The 20,677-nt window shown below is 69.9% G+C and carries 20 protein-coding genes; 16 read left to right on the plus strand and 4 right to left on the minus strand.

The annotated features are described in order from the left end of the window. Positions 1 to 5 precede the first annotated feature (5 nt). The 14 genes from ACIOD2_RS38980 (at position 6) to ACIOD2_RS39045 (ending at position 14,488) form a co-directional block, all read left to right on the plus strand. Positions 6 to 1,292, plus strand: coding sequence for a hypothetical protein (locus ACIOD2_RS38980; RefSeq protein WP_400549900.1), 1,287 nt, complete (start codon positions 6 to 8; stop codon positions 1,290 to 1,292). A 64-nt stretch (positions 1,293 to 1,356) separates the two neighbouring features. Beyond that, positions 1,357 to 3,336, plus strand: coding sequence for a DUF6541 family protein (locus ACIOD2_RS38985; RefSeq protein WP_400549902.1), 1,980 nt, complete (start codon positions 1,357 to 1,359; stop codon positions 3,334 to 3,336). 59 nt (positions 3,337 to 3,395) lie between these two features. Next, complete coding sequence (locus ACIOD2_RS38990) at positions 3,396 to 4,097, plus strand: glycosyltransferase family 2 protein (protein ID WP_400550654.1); 702 nt, start codon at positions 3,396 to 3,398, stop codon at positions 4,095 to 4,097. A gap of 13 nt (positions 4,098 to 4,110) precedes the next feature. Beyond that, on the plus strand, positions 4,111 to 4,545 hold the full coding sequence (locus ACIOD2_RS38995) for a DUF2304 domain-containing protein (protein ID WP_400549904.1): 435 nt from the start codon (positions 4,111 to 4,113) through the stop codon (positions 4,543 to 4,545). 4 nt (positions 4,546 to 4,549) lie between these two features. Continuing rightward, on the plus strand, positions 4,550 to 5,086 hold the full coding sequence (locus ACIOD2_RS39000) for a uridine kinase (protein WP_400549906.1): 537 nt from the start codon (positions 4,550 to 4,552) through the stop codon (positions 5,084 to 5,086). Between the two features lie 460 nt (positions 5,087 to 5,546). Next, on the plus strand, positions 5,547 to 7,085 hold the full coding sequence (locus ACIOD2_RS39005; RefSeq protein ID WP_400549908.1) for an ABC transporter substrate-binding protein: 1,539 nt from the start codon (positions 5,547 to 5,549) through the stop codon (positions 7,083 to 7,085). Between the two features lie 82 nt (positions 7,086 to 7,167). Then, entirely contained in the window at positions 7,168 to 8,169 is a 1,002-nt protein-coding gene (locus tag ACIOD2_RS39010; RefSeq protein ID WP_400549909.1) for an ABC transporter permease, read from the plus strand. Then, positions 8,166 to 9,095 (plus strand): ABC transporter permease, encoded by a 930-nt coding sequence (locus ACIOD2_RS39015; RefSeq protein WP_323324564.1) that lies wholly within the window; start codon positions 8,166 to 8,168, stop codon positions 9,093 to 9,095. The genes ACIOD2_RS39010 and ACIOD2_RS39015 overlap by 4 nt, the downstream gene beginning before the upstream one ends. A 6-nt stretch (positions 9,096 to 9,101) precedes the next feature. Continuing rightward, a complete protein-coding gene (locus tag ACIOD2_RS39020) occupies positions 9,102 to 10,097 on the plus strand; it encodes an ABC transporter ATP-binding protein (protein WP_400549910.1) in 996 nt (331 codons plus the stop codon). Beyond that, positions 10,094 to 11,206 (plus strand): ABC transporter ATP-binding protein, encoded by a 1,113-nt coding sequence (locus tag ACIOD2_RS39025; protein ID WP_400549911.1) that lies wholly within the window; start codon positions 10,094 to 10,096, stop codon positions 11,204 to 11,206. Before ACIOD2_RS39020 ends, ACIOD2_RS39025 begins: the two co-directional genes overlap by 4 nt. Positions 11,207 to 11,270: 64 nt before the next feature. Continuing rightward, entirely contained in the window at positions 11,271 to 11,630 is a 360-nt protein-coding gene (locus ACIOD2_RS39030; RefSeq protein ID WP_400549912.1) for a YciI family protein, read from the plus strand. Then, positions 11,627 to 12,790, plus strand: coding sequence for an RNA polymerase sigma factor (locus ACIOD2_RS39035; RefSeq protein WP_400549913.1), 1,164 nt, complete (start codon positions 11,627 to 11,629; stop codon positions 12,788 to 12,790). The genes ACIOD2_RS39030 and ACIOD2_RS39035 overlap by 4 nt, the downstream gene beginning before the upstream one ends. 303 nt (positions 12,791 to 13,093) lie before the next feature. Beyond that, on the plus strand, positions 13,094 to 13,735 hold the full coding sequence (locus ACIOD2_RS39040; RefSeq protein WP_400549914.1) for an SDR family oxidoreductase: 642 nt from the start codon (positions 13,094 to 13,096) through the stop codon (positions 13,733 to 13,735). Positions 13,736 to 13,843: 108 nt separating this feature from the next. Beyond that, the gene (locus ACIOD2_RS39045) at positions 13,844 to 14,488 is read left to right on the plus strand and encodes a DedA family protein (protein ID WP_400549915.1); all 645 of its coding nucleotides are present in this window, start codon (positions 13,844 to 13,846) and stop codon (positions 14,486 to 14,488) included. Here ACIOD2_RS39045 and ACIOD2_RS39050 read toward each other — a convergent pair. Further along, positions 14,485 to 15,393 (minus strand): EamA family transporter, encoded by a 909-nt coding sequence (locus tag ACIOD2_RS39050; protein ID WP_400549917.1) that lies wholly within the window; start codon positions 15,391 to 15,393, stop codon positions 14,485 to 14,487. The two genes, ACIOD2_RS39045 and ACIOD2_RS39050, sit on opposite strands and share 4 nt — an antisense overlap. An 86-nt stretch (positions 15,394 to 15,479) precedes the next feature. Between ACIOD2_RS39050 and ACIOD2_RS39055 the strand changes: the two genes are divergently transcribed. Then, positions 15,480 to 16,385, plus strand: a complete 906-nt coding sequence (locus tag ACIOD2_RS39055; protein ID WP_400549919.1) for a LysR family transcriptional regulator — start codon at positions 15,480 to 15,482, stop codon at positions 16,383 to 16,385. Here the strand turns inward: ACIOD2_RS39055 and ACIOD2_RS39060 are convergent. The 3 genes from ACIOD2_RS39060 to leuA form a co-directional block, all read right to left on the minus strand. Further along, positions 16,375 to 17,247, minus strand: coding sequence for an alpha/beta hydrolase (locus tag ACIOD2_RS39060; protein ID WP_400549921.1), 873 nt, complete (start codon positions 17,245 to 17,247; stop codon positions 16,375 to 16,377). The genes ACIOD2_RS39055 and ACIOD2_RS39060 overlap by 11 nt on opposite strands. Before the next feature lie 40 nt (positions 17,248 to 17,287). Next, positions 17,288 to 17,857 (minus strand): DedA family protein, encoded by a 570-nt coding sequence (locus ACIOD2_RS39065; protein WP_400549923.1) that lies wholly within the window; start codon positions 17,855 to 17,857, stop codon positions 17,288 to 17,290. A 354-nt stretch (positions 17,858 to 18,211) separates the two neighbouring features. Beyond that, positions 18,212 to 19,975: a 2-isopropylmalate synthase gene (gene leuA, locus ACIOD2_RS39070; protein WP_400549925.1), complete on the minus strand. Its 1,764-nt coding sequence runs from the start codon at positions 19,973 to 19,975 to the stop codon at positions 18,212 to 18,214. Positions 19,976 to 20,211: 236 nt separating this feature from the next. Here leuA and ACIOD2_RS39075 point away from each other — a divergent pair, with 236 nt between their 5' ends. Beyond that, the gene (locus ACIOD2_RS39075) at positions 20,212 to 20,583 is read left to right on the plus strand and encodes a hypothetical protein (protein ID WP_400549927.1); all 372 of its coding nucleotides are present in this window, start codon (positions 20,212 to 20,214) and stop codon (positions 20,581 to 20,583) included. The last annotated feature ends 94 nt before the right edge of the window (positions 20,584 to 20,677 follow it).

The raw sequence follows: 20,677 nt of genomic DNA on the forward strand, positions 1-20,677 counted from the left end.
GCCCGGTGACCGGCGATCGCGAGCTCGCCAAGGAGACCGGCCGCTCGGCCGGGAAGATCGGCATCTCGCTGCTCGTCGCGATCGGGCTCGGGTACGTACTGACGCTGCTCGCGACCCGCTGGCTCGGGCCGGAGAACAGCAAGGTCTTCCTCTCGTTCTGGGGCATCCTGATGGGCCTCGGCAGCGCGCTTTCGCCGCTGGAGCAGGAGCTGTCCCGCCAGTCCGCCGTGGCCGCGCTCGAGGGTGAGCGCGCCGGCCGTCCGGCGCTGCGGGCGCTGACCGTCGGCGCGGTGACGGTGGCCGTCGTCGCCGTCGTCACGCTCACCGTGCCCGTGCTTTCGGACCGCCTTTACGCCGGCAACACCGCGCTCGGCGTGATCGTGCTGTGCGGCGCGGTCTCGTTCGCCTGCCAGTTCGCCGCCCGCGGCCTGCTCGTCGGGCAGCAGCGGATCCGCCCGTACTCCTGGCTGGTCGTCGCCGAGGCGGCCGTGCGCGTGCTGGTGCTGTTCGGGATCGTCGCCGCCGGGCTCACCGGCCTGACGTCGTTCGCGATCGCGGCGGCGGCCGGCTCGTTCGCCTGGCTGCTGTTCGTCCGGCCGGTCTCCGGGCTCGTCGACCCGGGCCAGGAGGGCGAGGGCTGGCGGCCGGTCACCGCCCGGATCCTGGTCCTGATGGCCGGCGCGGGCCTGACCGCCAGCGTCATCACCGGCTACCCGGCGATGGTGAGCCTGCTCGCGCCGGGCGGGTCCGACGCCGACGTCGGCGTGCTCTTCGCGACGCTCACGGTGTCCCGGGTGCCGCTGCTGCTGCTTTCGCCGCTGCAGGCGCTCGCCGTCCCGACGGTCGTCCGGCTGTCCGGCACGGCCGAGGGCATGCACCGCCTCCGCCGCCTGCTGGCGCTGGGCGCGGTCGGCACTGTCGTTCTCGGCGTCGTCGGCGCCGTGGTGGGCCTGCTCATCGGGCCGTGGCTGGTCCAGCTGCTCTACGGCGCCAAGTTCGTCGCACAGGGCTGGTGGGTCGCCTGGATGGTCTGGGGCGCGGTGGTGCTCACGGCGCTGCAGCTGATGACGGCGGTGCTCGTGGCCCGCAAGCAGGCGAACAAGGTGCTGGTCACCTGGGCCGTGGTCGCGGTCGCGACGGCGGTGACGCTGCTGGTGGTGCCGGGTGACCCGATCCTCCGGGCCGTCTCCGGCCTGGCCGCCGGTCCCACGCTGGGGCTGGCCGTCGTATTGGTGTTCGTGTTGCGGCGCCCGGGCAACTTGCAAGCCGCTTCGGACGTCCCAGTAGGGTGACCCGGGGTCGGACCACCGGGACGGATCGGCGTGAAGCGCCGGTGAGGTTGGACAGCGTAAAACCATGAACGTATTACTGGTCGTGCTCGCCTTCTGGCTACCGGGTCTTGTCCTGGGTACGGCGATCCGGCTGCGCGGGTGGCTGCTGGCCGCCGCCGCGCCGCTGCTGACCTTCGGCGTCGTCAGCCTGGGCGTACCGGTTCTCGGTGGCCTGGGGATTCGCTGGAACATCCTCGACGTCGCGCTGTGGACGCTGGTGCTGTCCGCGGCCGGCTTCGGCCTGGCCTTCGCCGTGCGGCGCTTCACCGCGCGCCGGCACCCGGACTGGGCCGAGCGGGACGCCGACGTCGCGCGCCCCCGCCGGACGACCCGGGAACACCTGCTGATGGGCGCCGGCGTCTTCGTCGGCTCCGTGATCGGCATCGTGACGTTCCTGCGCGGCGCCCGCGGCCTCAACCAGGTCCAGCAGGGCTGGGACGCGCCGTTCCACGCCAACCTGGTGCGCTGGATCGCCGAGCACGGCGACGCCCGGCCCTCGACCGTCGGCACCATCGCGAACCTGCCGAACCAGACCGACTACTTCTACCCGGACACCTACCACGCCCTGCTCGCGCTGGTCTTCGACAAGGCCGGGCTGGCGATGATGCCGACGCTCAACATGGCGGCGCTCACGGTGATCCTGTGCGTCCCGATCGGCGTCGCGGCGATGTGCCACGTGTGGCGGATGCCGCCGCTGGCCGTGGCCGCGGCCGCCGCCGTCTCGGTGTCGTTCACGAACTTCCCGTACGACTCGCTGTGGCGCGGCCCGCTCTGGCCCTACGTGGCCGGCGTGGCCATGATCCCGGCCGCGCTCGCGCTGGCCCGCCTGCTGCTGGAGCCGCGGGGGATCGCCGGGCCCGTCGCGATCGGCATCGGCGTCGCCGGGCTGATCGGGCTGCACACCAGCGTCGCGTTCGTGGTCGTCGTCTACTTCCTGCTGATCCTGCTCGCCGTGCTGTTCCGGTTCGAGCGGATCGACTGGCGCCGGTCGGCGCCCTCGCTGGTGGCCTCGATCGGGCTGGCCGTCGTCTGCGGCCTGCCGCTGGCGCTGCCTTCGCTGTACAACGCGGGTGGTGTGACGAGCGCGTTCTGGGCCTCGGACGCGACCGTCAGCGGCGGGCTGGGCGAGACCATCACGTTCTCGCCGATGGCCCCGTTCCCGCAGTGGTGGATCGGCGTGCCCGCGTTCGTCGGGATCTGCCTGCTGGTCAAGCACCGCCGGATGCTGTGGATGGTCGCGGCCTACGTCGTGCTCGGCGGGCTCTTCGCGGCCACGGTGTCGATGGAGTCGCCGCTCATCCACACCCTCACCGGCATCTTCTACAACGACCACTGGCGGATCGGCGCGCTGGTCCCGCTGGCCGGCGCGGTCGCCTTCGGCGAGTTCGCCGACACCGCGGCCCGCTGGTTCGCGCGCAAGTTCGCGGGCCGGGCGCCGAAGCTCAGCCCGGTCGCGCTCACCACCGTGGGCGTGGTGCTGCTGGCCCTGGTGGTCGGCGGCCTCAGCCGCGGCGGGTACATCGGCCGCAACGCCGCCCGGCTCCAGCTCAACTACAGCGGCGGCCCGACCGTGAGCAACGACGAGCGCGAGGCCTTCACGTGGCTCGCGGCGCGCGTGGCACCGGGCGAGCACGTGATGAACGACAAGTCCGACGGCTCGGTGTGGATGTACGCGCTCAACGGCATCCAGCCGGTCGAGTGGACCTTCTACGGCGCCGACTACGACACCCCGGCCGGGTACCTCAGCGTGTACCTCAACGACATCGACAAGTACCCGGCCGTGCGCAAGATGCTCACCGACCTCAAGGTCCGGTACGTCTTCCTCGGCAAGGGCAAGGTCACCACGACGACGGACCGCGGCGTCGGCCTCGACCACCTGGACGCCGGTACCGGTTTCAAGCTGGTCTTCAACAATCCGGGAGCCCAGGTGTACGAGATCGAGGGACAGCAGGGTGTCCTCTCCGCCGGTGCCTCGACCGGGTCCACGGCCGTCAACGGTGGGTGAAAGGCTAAAGTGATCGCGTGTCTGTGACCTCCGTGACCAGCCGCCGGGTGCTGATCGTGATGCCCGCGCTGAACGAGCAGGCGAGTGTCGCGTCCGTCATCGAGCAGGTGAAACGCGCTCTGCCGGACGGTGACCTGCTGGTCGTCGACGACGGCTCGGTCGACGACACCGCCCGCCTGGCCCGTGCGGCCGGGGCCGAGGTCGCCCGCCTCGCGGTGAACCTGGGGGTCGGCGGCGCCATGCGCACCGGCTTCCGCTACGCCGCCGCCCGCGGGTACGACGTCGTCGTGCAGGTGGACGCGGACGGTCAGCACGACCCGGACGAGCTCGACGCGCTGCTGCGCGGCCTGGACGACGCCGACATCGTGATCGGCTCCCGGTTCGCCGGCAAGGGCGCCTACAAGGCCAGCGGGCCGCGCAAGTACGCGATGGTCGCCCTTTCGCTCGTGTTCTCGCGGCTCGCGAAGACCAAGCTCACCGACGTCACGTCGGGGTTCAAGGCGATGGGGCCGCGCGCGATCCGGCTGTTCGCCGGCTACTACCCGGCCGAGTACCTCGGCGACACGGTGGAGTCCCTGGTCATGGCCATCCGGGCCAAGATGACGATCAAGGAGATCCCGGTCGTCATGCGCGAGCGCGCGGGTGGCACGCCCAGCCACTCGCCCGTCAAGTCGGCCATCTACCTGGGCCGGGCCGGTCTCGCGCTGCTGCTGGCCCTGGTACGCCGCCGTCCCGCGGTGGACTCCTCGGATTCGGCGTAAAGGGGAACTGGAAATGGCCGGTTGGCGCATCCTCAGCATCGTCGTCGCCTGCGTCGTGCTGTTCGTGGTCATCGAGATGATGCGGCGGCGCAAGCTGCGGGAGAAGTACGCGGGCGTGTGGCTGGTCGTCGCCGTCGGCGTCGTCGTCCTCGCGGTGCTGCCGCAGGCGGCCGAGTTCCTCGCCAAGCACACCGGCGTCCAGACGCCGTCGAACTTCGTCTTCCTCCTCGCCGGCGTCGTGCTGGCACTGGTGTCGCTGCACCTGTCCACCGAGGTCGGTCACCTCGAGGAAGAAGTGCGCACCTCGGTCGAGGAGACCGCGTTGCTGCGCTGCGAACTGGAAGACGCCAAGCGCGAGCTGGCGCGCCGCATCGCCGACCTGGAAGCGAAGACGGCGGCCCCGGACGACGTCAAAGGACTGCCCGAGGTCGAGCGCGTCAGCAAGTGACGGCTTGATCGAAGCGCTGCTCGCCGCGCCCGCGCGGCTCGGCGGGGTCCGGCTCTTGGCCGTCGACGGCCCGTCGGGGGCCGGGAAGTCCACCCTGGCCTCGGAAGTGGTCGCCGGACTGCGGTCCCGCGGCTGTCGCACGGCCCTCGTGAGCACCGACGCCTTCGCGACGTGGGACGACCCCGTCGGGTGGTGGCCGCGGCTCGTCGAAGGCGTCCTGAAGCCCCTCGCGGACGGCGTCGACGGCGCGTACCGGCGGATGGACTGGTCCACCGGGGTCCCGCAGCCGGGGGAACTCGTCCGAGTGACAAAGCCGGACGTCCTGGTGTTGGAGGGTGTTTCGAGCGGCCGGGCTTCGGTCCGGCCCCTGCTTTCCCGCCTGTGCTGGATCTCCGGCGGTACGGAGGCCGAGCGGCTGGCCCGGTCCGTGTCCCGTGACGGTGAGGCCTCGAGGGCGGAACTGGGCCGCTGGCAACGGTTCGAGCGCGGCTGGTTCGCCGTCGACGGCACCCCCGAGGCCGCCGGGACCCGACTTTCGTAGGGAACGGATCGGTCACTCAGCGTGGCCGAGGGGGTCCGGATCGATCTAGTGAGCCCGAACCAGTCACCACGGGTGGTCTAACGGCGGTACCGCCATCTGAGTCATGGATCCGGCACCCGGCGCATCCAGAGGCCACAAATGGTCACATTCTGTCGTGATTTACGGACACATTGCGGTCAAATCGTCGCCCACGTAGCGCGATCGTAACCTCACGTGCTTAAGTGCGAGCCGAGTTCCCGCTAGTGTCGGCGAGCACACCGATCGTCCGGCGTGTTCCTGACCGACCGGACGGTGACTTAAAACCCGAACATCTCCCAAGGGGTGCCAGATGCAGCAATTGCGGCTGACCCGAACACGCCGCGTGGCCCTGATCGGGCTCGCCGGCGCGCTCGCGGTTTCGCTGTCCGCTTGTGCGGATTCGAAGCGTGACGAGGGCGCTGGAGGTGGGACCGGAGGCACCATGATCTTCGGTGCCGCCGGAAACCCGAAGATGTTCGACCCGGCGTTCAACGACGAAGGCGAGACCTTCCGGATCACGCGTCAGATCTACGACACGCTGATCCAGAACAAGCCGGGCACGGCCGACCTCGAACCGTCTCTCGCCGAGAAGTGGGAGTCGAGCAACGAGGGCAAGACCTGGACGTTCAGCCTGAAGTCGGGCGTCAAGTTCTCCGACGGCACCCCGATGGACGCCACGGCGGTCTGCGCGAACTTCGACCGCTGGTACAACATGAAGGGCGCCGCCGCCCAGAGCCAGATGATCTACTACGGCGACGTCTTCGAGGGCTTCGCCAAGAACGAGGGCGACGCGACCGGCGAGCCGGTCTACAAGAGCTGCGAGGCCAAGGACCCGGCGACCGCGGTCCTGAACCTGAACAAGGCCAAGGGCGCGTTCCCGTCGGCGTTCACGCTGCCGTCGTTCGCCATCCAGAGCCCGACCGCGCTCAAGGCGCACAACGCCGACACGGTCACCCAGAGCGGCGACTCGTTCACCTACAGCGAATACGCGAACAAGTTCCCGGTCGGCACCGGCCCGTTCAAGTTCGAGAGCTGGGACCAGGCCAAGGGTGAGATCACGCTGGTCAAGAACGACAGCAGCCCCACGCCGCCGAAGCTCGACAAGCTGATCTTCAAGGTGATCCCGGACGAGAACGCCCGCAAGCAGGCGCTCAAGGCCGGCGACATCAACGGCTACGACTACCCGAACCCGGCCGACTACGGCCTGCTGCGCAACGACGGTGAGCAGGTCCTCATCCGCCCGTCGTTCAACGTGCTGTACCTGGGCATCAACCAGGCCAACAACCCGAAGCTCAAGGACGTGCGCGTCCGGCAGGCGCTGGCCTACGGCGTCAACCGCGAGCAGTTCGTGAAGTCGAAGCTGGCCGAGGGTTCCGAGGTCGCGACCGAGTTCGTCCCGAAGGTCATCTCGGGTTACACCGACGACGTCACCAAGTACCCGTACGACCCGGAGAAGGCCAAGCAGCTGCTGCAGGCGGCCGGGGCGACGGACCTGACGCTGAAGTTCTACTACCCGACCGAGGTCACCCGGCCGTACATGCCGAACCCGGCGGACACGTTCACGGCGATCTCCGAGGACCTGAAGAACATCGGCATCAAGATCGAGACCCACGCCGAGCCGTGGAACGGTGGTTACAAGGACGACGTCCAGAAGGCCGGCAAGCAGGACCTCCACCTGCTCGGCTGGACCGGTGACTACAACGACGCCGGCAACTTCGTGGGCACGTTCTTCGGCCGCGCGAAGAAGGAGTTCGGCTTCGACAACGCGCAGCTGTTCTCGGCCCTGAGCGCGGCGGACGCTTCGCCCGCCGGTGACGCCCACGCCAAGGCGTACCAGGAAGTCAACAAGCAGATCATGGACTTCCTGCCCGCGATCCCGATCGCGTACCCGACCCCGGCCATCGTGGTCGGCCCGAAGGTCAAGGGTCTGGTGGCGAGCCCGCTCACCGACGAGCGTTTCAACACCGTCACCGTCAGCTGATCTGATTTCGGCCAGGCAAGGGGTGGGCGCTACCGCGCCCACCCCTTGCGCCTAATCCCGGGCTGGCTACGAAGGACTGCAAGTGTTCCGTTTCCTCGTGCGTCGGTTGCTACAAGCGATACCGACGCTCTTCATCCTGTCCATCCTGATCTTCGCCTGGCTCCGGTCCCTGCCCGGCGGTCCCGCCGCAGCGCTGCTGGGTGACAAGGCGACGCCGGAGAAGATCGCCAACCTCAACCACGTGCTCGGGCTCGACCAGCCGATCATCGTGCAGTACTTCGGGTTCCTCGGCCGGGCGTTCACCGGCGACTTCGGCAACTCCCTGGTGTCGACCCAGCCCGTCATGGGCGAGATCATCACCTTCCTGCCGGCGACCATCGAGCTCGGTCTCTCCGCGATGATCATCGCGATCGTCGTCGGCATCCCGGCCGGTTACCTGTCCGCGCGGTTCCGCGGCGGGCCGGTCGACAACCTGATCATCGTGCTCAGCCTGATCGGCGTCGCGGTGCCGGTCTTCTTCCTCGGCTACATGATGCAGGACCTGCTCGCCTCGCCGCTGGGCCTGCCGTCCCAGGGCCGCCAGGCCGCGGGTCTCGACGCCACCGCGATCACGAACTTCGCCATCCTCGACGGCATCATGACGGGCGAGTGGGACGCCGTCTGGGACGCGATCAAGCACCTGATCCTGCCCGCGTTCGCGCTCGCCACCATCCCGCTCGCGGTGATCACCCGGATCACCCGCGCCTCGGTGCTGGACGTCCTGAACGAGGACTTCATCCGCACGGCCAACTCCAAGGGCCTGACCCAGTCGGTGGTGCGCCGCCGGCACGTCCTGCGCAACGGCCTGCTGCCGGTGGTCACCACCATCGGCCTGCAGACCGGTGCCCTGCTCGGCGGCGCGGTGCTGACCGAGCGGGTGTTCAACTTCCGCGGCCTGGGTTTCCTGCTGGCCGAGGGGATCGAACGGCGTGACTACCCCCGGCTGCAGGCACTCCTGCTGTTCGGCGCGGTGGTGTACGTGCTGGTGAACATGCTGGTCGACGTCTCGTACGGGATCATCGACCCGAGGGTGCGTGTGCGATGAACACTTTGCTGAACAAGAAGAAGGAACCGATCGACAAGCTCGCCGCGGCGAGCGGGCGCAGCCTCGGCGGGGAAGCCCTCCGCCGGATGCTGCGCAGCCCGGTCGCGATCACCGGCGGCGCCATCACCGGCCTGTTCCTGCTCTTGGCGATTTTCGCGCCGCTGCTGGCCCCCAAGGACCCGCTCGACCGCGCGTTGCAGGACAAGGTCGAGCTGGGCCGGGGCATCATCCCCGGTTCGATGCCGGGGTACCCGCTCGGCGTGGACGACTTCGGCCGCGACTTCCTGTCCCGGCTCATCGTCGGCGCGCAGCAGACGCTGCTCGTCGGCGTGCTGGCCACGGTGATCGGTGTCCTCATCGGCGTGATCATCGGCGGGATCGCGGGCGCGTTCGGCGGCTGGGTCGACACCGTCCTCATGCGACTCGTCGACGTCATGCTGTCGTTCCCCTCGCTGCTGCTGGCCATCTCGATCGCGGCGCTGTTCGCGAAGCCGAGCCAGTGGACGGTCATCCTGGCCGTGTCGATGGTCGGCGTGCCGATCTTCGCCCGGCTCCTGCGCGGCTCGATGCTGGTGCAGCGCGACGCCGACCACGTGCTGGCGGCGACGTCGCTGGGCGTGAAACGCGGGGCGATCGTGTTCCGGCACATGCTGCCGAACTCGCTCGGCCCGGTCATCGTGCAGGCGACGCTGACCCTGGCGACGTCCATCCTGGAGGCCGCGGCGCTGTCGTTCCTCGGTCTGGGCGACCCGGACCCGTCTCGCGCGGAGTGGGGGCTGATGCTGGGCAAGGCCTCGCGCCAGTTCCTCGACATCCGCCCAGAGCTCGCGTACTACCCGGCGATCGCGATCATCATCGTGGCGCTCGGGTTCACGCTGCTCGGCGAGTCCCTCCGTGAAGCCCTCGACCCGAAGAACAGGCGGTGAGAACCCATGGCACTCCTTGAAGTCCGTGACCTGACGGTCGACTTCGTCCGCCGTGGCGAGCGCTCGTTCACCGCGGTGGACGGGGTCAGTTTCGACGTCGAACCCGGCCAGACCGTCGGCCTGGTCGGCGAGTCCGGCTGCGGCAAGTCCGTGACGTCGCTGGCGATCATGCGGCTGCTGGCCCGGCGCGGCAACAAGGTCAGCGGTTCGGTGCGCTTCGAAGGCACCGACCTGCTGAAGCTGTCGGACCGCGAGATGCGCGACCGTCGTGGCCGCGACCTCGGCATGGTGTTCCAGGACCCGCTGTCCTCGCTGAACCCGGTCATCCCGATCGGGCTGCAGATCACCGAGGTGCTGGAGCGCCACCGCGGGATGTCCCGCAAGGCGGCGACCGTCGAAGCGACGGACCTGCTGGACAAGGTCGGCATCCCGGACCCGTCCCGGCGGCTTTCCGAGTACCCGCACCAGCTTTCCGGCGGGATGCGGCAGCGCGCGCTGATCGCGATCGCGCTGGCGTGCCGGCCGCGGCTGCTCATCGCCGACGAGCCGACCACCGCGCTGGACGTCACCATCCAGGCGCAGATCCTGGCGCTGCTGCGGGAACTGGTGCAGGACACCGGAACCGCGCTGATCATGATCACGCACGACCTCGGCGTCGTCGCCGGCCTCTGCGACGAGGTCAACGTGCTCTACGGCGGCAAGATCGTCGAGCGGGCGGAGCGGCACCAGCTCTTCGGCGAGCCGAGGCACCCGTACACGCACGGCCTGCTGGCCTCGATCCCGCGCCTCGACGCGGGCCGTGGCGAGAAGCTGATCCCCATCCGGGGCTCGGTGGCCGACAACATCCCGTGGGACGGCGGCTGCGCGTTCGCGCCCCGCTGCCCCAACGCGCTGCCGGTCTGCCGCGAGGTCTCGCCGCAGCTGGTGCCCGACCACGGCGGGCTGCTGCGCTGTCACAACCCCGTGCGGCCGGCGGTCGCGGCGGGAGGAGGGGCCCGATGAACCAGCCTGCTGGTGACGTGCTGCTCGAGGTCACCGACCTCAAGGTGCACTTCCCGATCAAGAGCGGCGTCGTGTTCGACCGGACGGTCGGGCACGTGTTCGCGGTCGACGGCGTCGACCTGGCCATCCGCCGCGGGGAGACCTACGGCCTGGTGGGCGAGTCCGGCTGCGGCAAGTCCACGCTCGGCCGGGCGATCCTGCGGCTCAACGAGCCGACGTCGGGTTCGGTGAAGTTCGACGGCACCGACGTCGCCCGCCTCAAGGGAGAGGAACTGCGGACGGCCCGGCGCCGGATGCAGATGATCTTCCAGGACCCGATGTCCAGTTTGGACCCGCGGCAGTCGGTCGAGTCGATCCTCGTCGAGGGGATGCACGCGCACGGCCTCGACAAGGACAAGGAAGCCACTCAACGGCGGCTGCGTCAGCTGCTGTCCGCCGTCGGCCTGCCGGAGACGTCGCTGCGGAAGTACCCGCACGAGTTCTCGGGCGGGCAGCGCCAGCGCATCGGGATCGCGCGGGCGCTGGCGGTGGAGCCGGACCTGATCGTCGCGGACGAGCCGGTGTCGGCGCTCGACGTGTCGGTGCAGGCCCAGGTGGTCAACCTGCTGGAGGACCTGCAGGACCAGCTCGGCCTGACGTACGTGGTGATCGCGCACGACCTCGCGGTGGTGCGCCACATCTCCGACCGCATCGGCGTGATGTACCTCGGCGCGCTGGTCGAAGAGACGGACGCGGACTCGCTCTACCGCGACCCGCTGCACCCGTACACGCGGGCGCTGCTCTCGGCGATCCCGGTCCCGGACCCGCAGGTGGAGGACACGCGTGAGCAGATCCTGCTCGCGGGCGACCTCCCGTCACCGGCGAACCCGCCGTCGGGCTGCCGCTTCCACACGCGCTGCCCGTGGAAGCAGGCGAGCCTGTGCGACACGGACCGCCCGCAGCTGCGCGAAATCGGCGCCGGTCACCGGGTGGCGTGCCACTACGCGGAGGACATCCGCGACGGGCGCATCCAGCCGCACGAGGTGAAGGCGGAACTGGTGGAACTGAGCGGGGCGCTCAACCCCGACCTGGGCCCGCCGGACGTCGGCACCTCCGCCGAGATCCTCTGAGGCTCGGTTGAAAGGCCCCTTCGGGTTCGTCCCGGAGGGGCCTTTCGCGTGTCATCCTTCGCTGGTGAAATACGTGGTCCTGATCTACGGCAACCCCTCGTCGCGCGCGGCGTGGGAGGGGATGAGCGACGAGCAGCGGGCCGCCGGGCTCGCCTACTACCGGCAGCTGAACGACGACCTCGACGCGTCCGGCGAGCGGATCGTGTCCGAGCGCCTCGCCTTCCCGGAGTCCACGAAGCAGGTCAGCGTCGGCGACACCGGCCCGATGACGACCGACGGGCCCTTCGCCGAGGCGAAGGAGTTCCTCGCCGGCTTCTACCTGCTCGACTGCGCGAGCTTCGAGCGCGCGGTCGAGATCGCCGGGCGGATCCCGGAGGCGTCGTTCGGGGTGGTGGAGGTGCGGCCGGTGATGGGCCTGTCGTGACCGGCGACCTCCTCCGCGAGCTGGCACCGCAGGTCCTCACCGCACTGTTCCGGCGCTACGGCGACTTCGACGCCTGCGAGGACGCCGTCCAGGAGGCGCTGCTGGCGGCTTCGCAGCAGTGGCCCGTCGAAGGCGTGCCCGAGCACCCGAAGGGCTGGCTGATCACGACGGCGTCCCGGCGCCGGATCGAGCAGTGGCGCAGCGAGACGGCCCGCCAACGACGTGAAGAGGCGGTGGCGTCGGCCCCGCCACCGGAGCCGGCCTCGGGCGTCGACGACACGCTGACGTTGCTGCTGCTCTGCTGCCACCCGTCGCTGACCAGGCCGTCCCAGGTGGCGCTGACGCTGCGCGCGGTCGGCGGCCTGACGACGGCGGAGATCGCCCGCGCGTTCCTGGTCCCGGAAGCGACGATCGGCCAGCGCATCAGCCGCGCGAAGATGAAATTGCGCGGCGAGCGGTTCACGCCGTCCGAGGATCCCGACCGCCTGGCCGCGGTGCTGCAGGTGCTGTACCTGATCTTCACCGAAGGCCACACGGCGAGTTCGGGCGACGAGCTGAACCGCGTCGAGCTGACGACGGAAGCGATCCGCCTGGTCCGCCAGCTGCCACCGGGAGGTGAGGTGACGGGCCTGCTGGCGCTGATGCTCCTGACGGAGGCCCGCCGCCCGGCCCGCGTCGACGACTCCGGGGCGCTGGTCCCGCTGGCCGCGCAGGACCGTTCCCGCTGGAACGCCGGGTTGATCGAGGAGGGCGTCTCCCTGATCACGACCGCGCTGTCGACGTCCCCGATCGGCCCGTACCAGCTGCAGGCGGCGATCGCGGCGGTCCACGACGAGGCCGTTTCCGCGGAGGAGACGGACTGGTCGGAGATTCTTACGCTGTACGACCTGCTGAGGGTGGTGGCGCCGGGCCCGATGGTGACGCTGAACCGGGTGGTGGCGTTTGCGCAGGTCCACGGCCCTCAGCCGGGCCTGGCGGAGCTGGCTGAGGCTGGGTTGGAGCCCCACCACCGGGTGGAGGCAGTGCGGGCTCACTTGCTGGAGCTCGCAGGGGATCTCTCCGGGGCGCGAGAGGCGTACCTGGCGGCGGCTCTGGGGACGTTGAGCCTGCCGGAGCAGGCCTACCTGCGGTCCCGGGCAGCCAGGCTGAGCCTCCCCTGACCGCTGTCCCCTCCCCGGACCGTGCACACCCGGCGCAGACCAGCCCCCGCCCTCCCTGGGGGGCGTCCCACGTCCAGTCTATCGGCTACCCCCGACAGAATTGCCTGATCAGCGCCGTTGTCCCCAGGTTGTCCACATGGGGACCACTCCTGTGGACAACCCTGGGGAAGCCGTGAATGGCCCATTGAGGGACTCAGAGTCCCTCAATGGGCCATTCACGGCTTACGAGCCAAAGGCGGCCAAAGGCAGCCGAAACCGGCAACGAAGCAGCGGATCCGTCCGGCCTGCGGGAGGATCGAAGCCATGCAGGTCACCGTGCTGGGCGCGTCGGGGCGGACCGGGTTTCACGTTGCGCGGCTGCTGGCCGCCAAAGGCCACACGGTCCGGGGCGGGCTCCGCAGCCGCCGTCGGGCCGAAGTCCTGCAGGACCTCGACGTTCAGCCGGTGGTGGCCGACGTGACCGCCGATCCGGAGGATCTCGTCGAGGCCTTCCGCGGCTCCCAGGTCGTCATCAGCGCCATCGGGGCGCCGGATCCGGAGCCCGCGTCGGTGAACCTCGTGGACCGGGACGGGTCCGCCACCGCCATCCGGGCCGCCGAGAAGGCCGGGGTCGCCCGGTACGTCCAGCTCTCCGCGCAGTTCGCCGACAGCCCCGACCAGGGCGATCGGCTCGTGCGCTCGATCCTGCTCGCCAAGCAGATCTCCGACATCACGCTGCAGAAATCCGCGCTGACCTGGACCATCGTCCGGCCCGGCACGCTCACCGACGGGCCCGCCACCGGGCGGGTCAAGGTCGCCGGGCACCTCGAGCCCGGGCGGATCACCCGGCAGGACGTCGCCGCCGTGCTGGTCGCGGTGCTTCAGGAGCCGCACACCGAAAACCAGGGGTTCGACGTCGTTTCCGGGGAATTCCCGGTGGCGTCGGCACTCGCCGCCCTCGGCTGAAAACGCTACTTAAGTCGTACCCGGGGGGATACCTGAGTTGGGCTCGCCGTGCGGACCGCCACCGGTACTCTTCGGTGACAGACGACCGAGTACCAGGGGGTACGAGCAGTGCACGTCGACCAATGGCTGGAGGCGATCCCGCCGCTCTCGGTGTACCTGATCGTCGGCGCGGTGATCATGATCGAGAGCCTCGGAATCCCACTGCCGGGTGAAATCGTGCTGGTCAGCGCCGCGTTGCTGGCGTCGCAGCACAGCAACCTCAACCCGCTGTGGATCGGCGTCCTGGCCAGCGCCGGCGCGATCGTCGGCGACAGCATCGGTTATCTGATCGGGAAAACCGGCGGTCAACGGCTGTTTGCCTGGGCGGGCCGGAAATTCCCGAAGCATTTCGGCCCGACGCACATCGCCAACGCGGAACGCATCTTCAACAAACGCGGGATGTGGGCCGTGTTCCTCGGCCGCTTCATCGCGTTCCTGCGGATCCTCGCCGGCCCGCTCGCCGGGTCGCTGAGGATGCACTACCCGAAGTTCCTGATCGCCAACGCGCTCGGCGGCATCGTCTGGGCCGGCGGCACCACCGCGCTCGTCTACTACCTCGGCGTCGTCGCGGAAAAGTGGCTCGGCAACTTCTCCAAGTACGGCCTGATCGCCGCGATCGTCATCGGCGTCGTCGTCTTCTTCGTCATGAAGAAGCGCCTCGGCAAGAACCACGAAGACGAAGAGACGCCCAAGCAGGAAGAACCGGCCGCTTAGGCCGGCACTTCCTCCGGCAGCAGCTCCGGGTCGGGCCTGCGCGCCGACCGGAGCGAGCCGAGGAGAACGCCGCCGATCACGACCACCGCGGCGGCGACCTCCAGGCCGGTCGGCCGCTCGCCCAGGATCAGGAACGACGCCGTCAGCCCGACCACCGGCACCAGCAGGGAGAACGGCGAGACGACACCCGCCGGGTTGCGGCGCATCAGGGTCGTCCAGATGCCGGACCCGACGATCGTGCCGAACAGCACGACGTAGGCCAGCCCGCCGAGCGCGGTCAGGCCGGTCGGCGTGCCCAGCGTCGTCAGCGAGTGCCACTGCGCGGCCGGGCCCTCCATGACCAGCGACAGCGCGAACATCGGCAGCGGCGGCACCACCGACATCCACAGCGTGAAGTGCAGCGGGTTGTCCGGCTCCGCCCGGCGGGTGCTCAGGTTGCCGAACGCCCAGCTCAGCGCGGCCAGCACGGTGAGCACCATCGGCAGCAGCGCGGCGTTGCCGGCCTGCTGCCACGCGATCGCCGTCATCCCGGCGACGGCCAGCAGGATCCCGGCCAGCTGCCGCGGTGTGACGCGCTCCCGCAGGAAGACGGCGCCGAGCAGCACCGTGAACGGCGCCGATGCCTGCAGCACCAGTGAGGCGAGCCCGGTCGGCATCCCGGTGTTCATCGCGATGAACAGGAATGCGAACTGCCCGGTGCCGAACCCGAGCCCGTAGCCGAGCAGGTACCGCACCTTCACCTTCGGCCACGGCACGAACAGGATCGTCGGGACGGCGATCACGGCGAACCGCAGCGCCCCCGCGAACACCGGCGGGAACTGCCCGAGCGTCGCGTGGATGGCCAGGAAGTTGAGCCCCCACAGGACGGCGACGAACACGGCCAGCAGGCGATCGCGGGAGGACATGCCTCCACTCTGACAAGTGCAACCGTGAAGGACCAGCGAGAATATCTGCAGGAATCTTGTAGCCGCGCTTCAAGTACTCTCACGTCGTGGATCTGGGTCGCCTGCGCACGCTGCGGGAGTTCGCCGACCGCGGGAGCGTGACGGCCGCCGCGCGGGCGCTGCACTGCACGCCGTCGGCGGTGTCGCAGCAGTTGCGCGCCCTGCAGGGTGAGGTCGGCCTGCCGCTCACCGAACCGGCGGGCCGCGGCCTGCGGCTGACCGACGCGGGCCGCGCGCTGGTCGCCCGGGCCGACGAGGTGCTGGCCGCGCTGGAACGCGCCGAGTCCGAACTGGACACCTACCGCAGCGCGCCGCGCGGGCGCGTGCGGATCGCGATCTTCCAGTCGGCCGGGCTGATGCTGCTGCCGGGGCTGCTGACCCGCGTCTCAGGTCACGACGGCCTGGAGATCGACGTCCGGGACGTCGACATGACCCCACCCGAGGTGCCGGGCCTGGTCGCGGACTACGACGTCGTCGTGGCCCACCGCGACGAGCACGCGCCGGAGTTCGACCAGGACCGCCTGGACGTCGTCCCGCTGCTGCGCGAACCCCTCGACGTCGCGCTCCCCGCCGGACACCGCCTGGCGAACCGGCGCCGCGTCGAGCTGCCGGAACTGGCGGACGAACGCTGGATCAGCGTCGACTTCGGCTTCCCGGTGGACGACGTGCTGCGCTCGCTGACCGTTCGCACCGGCGTCCGGCCGGTGGTGGTGCAGCGGATCAACGACTTCCGGATCACCGAACGGCTGGTCGCGGCCGGGCACGGCATCGCGCTGCTGCCGCGGTACACGATGGACACCCGCCACGGCAGCGGCCTGGTCGGCCGGCCGCTGGCCGGGATCCGCGCGGCCCGGCTGGTGGAGGCGGTCTGCCGCACGGGCGCGCTGCAGCGCCCGGCCGTGGCCCAGGTGATCGAGGAGCTGCGCGCGGAGGTCGCTCAGCTCACGGCGTGAAGCACGCGTCGACGAAGTCGAAGATCAGCTTTTCGAGACGGTCCTTCGTCGCCGGGTCGCGCAGCATGTCCGTGCCGTGGGTGCCGCCGGGCAGGATTTCCAGGTGCTTGCGGTCCGCCGGCGCCCCGGACGCCTCGTAGAGCTTGCGCACCTCGCCGATCATGTTGCCGCTGTAGTCGTCCGGCTCGACGGCGAAGAACGCGGGCTTCGTGACGGTGCGGATGGCCGCGACCGAGTCACCCCCGCAGGTGCTGGGGGAAGACAGGATCAGCAGGCCCACCAGGTGCGGCTCCTGGGCCGCGAGCCGGGCCGCCGAGCTGCCGCCGCAGGAGGCGCCGCCGAGCAGCACGGACTTCGCGCCCCGCCGGTGCAGCTCGGTGAGGGCGGCACCGGTGTCCTTGTCGAAGTCGTCCAGGTCCGGGGACGCCGTCTTCGGCGCGGCGCCGTGCCCGCGGTATTCGAAGACCAGGACGTGGTAGCCCTTGGCTGCGAGCTTCTCGGCCGTGTCGAGCCAGGAGCAGATGTAGTAGCCGGACTCGTGGTCGAGCAGGATGCCGCGGTCGCCGGAACCCAGGTCGATCGCCGGCAGGTGGAGGCCGTCCGACGTGGTGAGGCTGAGCACCCGGGAGTCGTACTTCTCGGGGACACACGTGTTGACCGGGAAGCCCTGCGCGGTCTTGCGCGTGCGCTCCGGCACGGCGTGGTCGTAGTCCGGGGGCGGGGTGGCGGGCGGCGGCGACGCCGTGGTGCTGGTGAGCGTCGTCGGCGCCGGTGGCGTGCTCGAAGGCGCAGGAGGAGGTGTCGCCGCCGAGCAGCCGCTCACGACGAGCGCGCACAGGAGGGCGAGCAGAAGTCGGTGCACGGGCCGACAGTGTCGGACCACTGTGAGGAAGCCGTGAGGATCAGGTCATCGGCTGGTGATAGGCGTCCCGCGCGCCGCGTTTGACGCTGTAGGTGATCACCGAGCCCAGGACCAGGGCGACGCCGAGGGAGAGCAGCATGCTGATCCCGGGTTCGGTGATGATCTGGCCGCCCGCGTAGCCGAGGAAGGCCACGTAGGACGTCCAGAGCGTGACGCCGACGGCCGACGCGGTGAAGAACTCCGCCATCGGCCACCGGAGAGAGCCGGCGAGCAGGGCGCCGACCGTGCCGCCCGAGGGCAGCCAGCGTGCGACCACCAGCACCGGGCGCGGGTGGCGCTGCAGCCGCCCGTCCAGCCAGCCGATGCCGGCGGCGATCTTCTTGCGCCGGCTCAGCCGGTCCAGCACCGCCCGGCCGCCGAACCGGCCGAGGGCGTAGAGCGCCTGGTCGGAGACGAGGCACCCGGCCGTGGCCACGGCGATCACCAGCGCCAGCGACGTCCCGCCCTGCGCCGCCGCGACGCCCATCGCGAGGAGCGTCACCTCGGTGGGCAGCAGGGGCACCAGCGAGACGACGAACAGCACCAGCAGTCCGGCCGTAGTCGCGTCCACACCTCCATTAACCGCCCGCCCACCCCGGATGAATCCCGATCAAGGGGGACTCACAGGAAGCCGACAGCTCTTCCACAGATTGGGTGACGGCCGCGGCCGGGATACGGGGTAACCGTGCGGGCATGGACCCTTTGCCGGGAAAAGGTCGCCCTGGTCGCGGGCGGGACCCGCGGGGCGAGCCGGGCGATCGCGGTCGAGCGGCGACCAGCACCTGAGCTGGGGCAAGCCGGTCTGGGAGCACGACCTCGACGCCGGCAAACCGGCGGATACCACCGGCTACCGCTGACCCCGAAAAGCCGTGAAGGCCACCTTGAGGGACATAGAGTCCCTCAAGGTGGCCTTCACGGCTTTCAGCTACCGGTTGGCGCGGTTGACCGCCGAGACGACGGCGCGCAGCGACGCCGTGACGATCGACGGGTCCATGCCGATGCCCCAGAACACGCGGTCCGAGATCGCGCACTCGATGTACGACGCGGCGCGCGCGTCGTCACCTGGCGAGAGGGTGTGCTCGGAGTAGTCCAGCAGGCGCAGGTCGAAGCCCACCGTCGACAGCGCGTCGAAGAACGCCGCGATCGGGCCGTTGCCGCGGCCGGTCACCTCGTGCTCGTCACCTTCGACGCGGACGGTCGCGGTGATGTCGTACTCACCGTCGCCGTTGTCGCGGACGTGCTGGCGGACCAGCTCCAGCGGCGTCTTCAGCTCCAGGTACTCGGCCGCGAAGGCGTTCCACATCGTTGTCGGGTCGACCTCGCCGCCCTCGGTGTCGGTGTAGCGCTGGATGACCTTCGAGAACTCGATCTGCAGGCGCCGCGGCAGGTCGAGCTGGTGCTCGGCCTTCATGATGTAGGCGACGCCGCCCTTGCCGGACTGCGAGTTCACCCGGATCACGGCCTCGTACGTGCGGCCGACGTCCTTCGGGTCGATCGGCAGGTACGGGACCTCCCACGGGTACTCGTCGAGCGGCACGCCCTGCTTGTCGGCGGCGTCCTTCAGCGCGTCCAGGCCCTTGTTGATCGCGTCCTGGTGCGAGCCCGAGAACGCCGTGAACACCAGGTCGCCACCCCACGGCGAGCGCTCGGGCACCGGCAGTTGGTTGCAGTACTCGACCGTCCGCTTGATCTCGTCCATGTCCGAGAAGTCGATCTGCGGGTCGATGCCCTGGCTGTAGAGGTTCATGCCCAGCGCGACCAGGTCGACGTTGCCGGTGCGCTCGCCGTTGCCGAACAGGCAGCCCTCGATCCGGTCCGCGCCGGCCTGGTAACCCAGCTCGGCGGCGGCGATGCCGGTGCCGCGGTCGTTGTGCGGGTGCAGCGACAGGATCACCGAGTCACGACGGGCCAGGTTGCGGCTCATCCACTCGATCGAGTCGGCGTAGACGTTCGGCGTGGCCATCTCGACGGTCGCCGGCAGGTTCAGGATCACCGGCTTCTCGGGCGTCGGCTGCCAGATCTCGGTGACGGCGTTGCAGACCTCAAGCGCGTACGACAGCTCGGTGCCGGTGTAGGACTCCGGCGAGTACTGGAACCGGAAGTCGGTGTCGGGCTGCTTCGCGGCCAGCTCGACGACCAGTTCCGCGGCCTGCGTCGCGATCTTCTTGATGCCCTCGCGCTCCTCGCGGAAGACCACGCGGCGCTGCAGGATCGACGTCGAGTTGTAGATGTGGACGATCGCGCGCGGCGCGCCTTCGAGGGACTTGAAGGTCCGCTCGATCAGCTCGTGGCGGCACTGGGTCAGCACCTGGATGCTGACGTCGTCCGGGATGGCGCCCTCTTCGATGATCTCGCGGACGAAGTCGAAGTCGGTCTGCGAGGCCGCCGGGAAACCGACCTCGATCTCCTTGTAACCCATGCGTACCAGCAGGTCGAAGAACTTGCGCTTGCGCGCGGGCGACATCGGGTCGATCAGGGCCTGGTTGCCGTCCCGCAGGTCGACGGCGCACCACAGCGGCGCGCGGTCGATCCGCTTGGTGGGCCAGGTGCGGTCGGGCAGGTCGATGTTCTCGACGACGTCGTACCAGGGGCGGTAGCGGTGCACCGGCATGGACGTGCCGCGCTGGGTGTTCCAAACGGGCTGGTCAGCGGGCGCGGGACGAGAGGGTTTGCGAATGCGCGAACTCATGAAAGGGGTGTCTCCAGCTCGACGGGTGCGACCGGCACCACGAAGCCCCGCGACGGGGAGCCGGTCCGGTCAGGCCCCGTCGCGGCAGCGAAGCAGGAGAGCACGCGCCACGACCACACCATAACCATCGAGCGCGGCCGGAGGGAAGTGAGGTCGCGATCCAACTGTTACGTCCGTTCGACCATCTGAGTTACCAGCGGGTAGCAATCGGCCCAGCCCCGTGCGAAACTGCGGGCATGGCTGAACACGCAGAGTCGTCGGAGGAGACGGAGACGAAGGTCTCCAGCCGGGCTCCCGTCGACTGGCGCCGCGCCGGGGGCAAGGTGGCCGGCGCGGTGGCGTCGATCGTCCGCTGGGTGGGCTTGATCTTCGCCGCGATCCTGGTGATCCACGTGATCTTCACGGTCGGCTCGGCCAACCCGGACAACGGCATCGTCTCGTTCGTCCACTCCTGGGCGGACGGCCTCGCGTTGGGCTTCAGCGACCTGTTCACCCCGAGCGACGCCAAGCTGCGGGTGCTGGTGAACTACGGCATCGCGGCCATCTTCTGGCTCGTGGTCTCGGGAATCCTGGCCAAGGTGATCCGCCGCGTCGGCGGCGGTTCCTGATTTCGTGGTGATCACGATCGGTTGACCCCAGGCTCGGACCCGTAACGCAGTGTCGCCGCCGGGCGACATCAGCACGCCGGAAGGGGTGCTGATC

The sequence above is a fragment of the Amycolatopsis sp. NPDC088138 genome (assembly GCF_044741685.1).
GTDB lineage: Bacteria > Actinomycetota > Actinomycetes > Mycobacteriales > Pseudonocardiaceae > Amycolatopsis.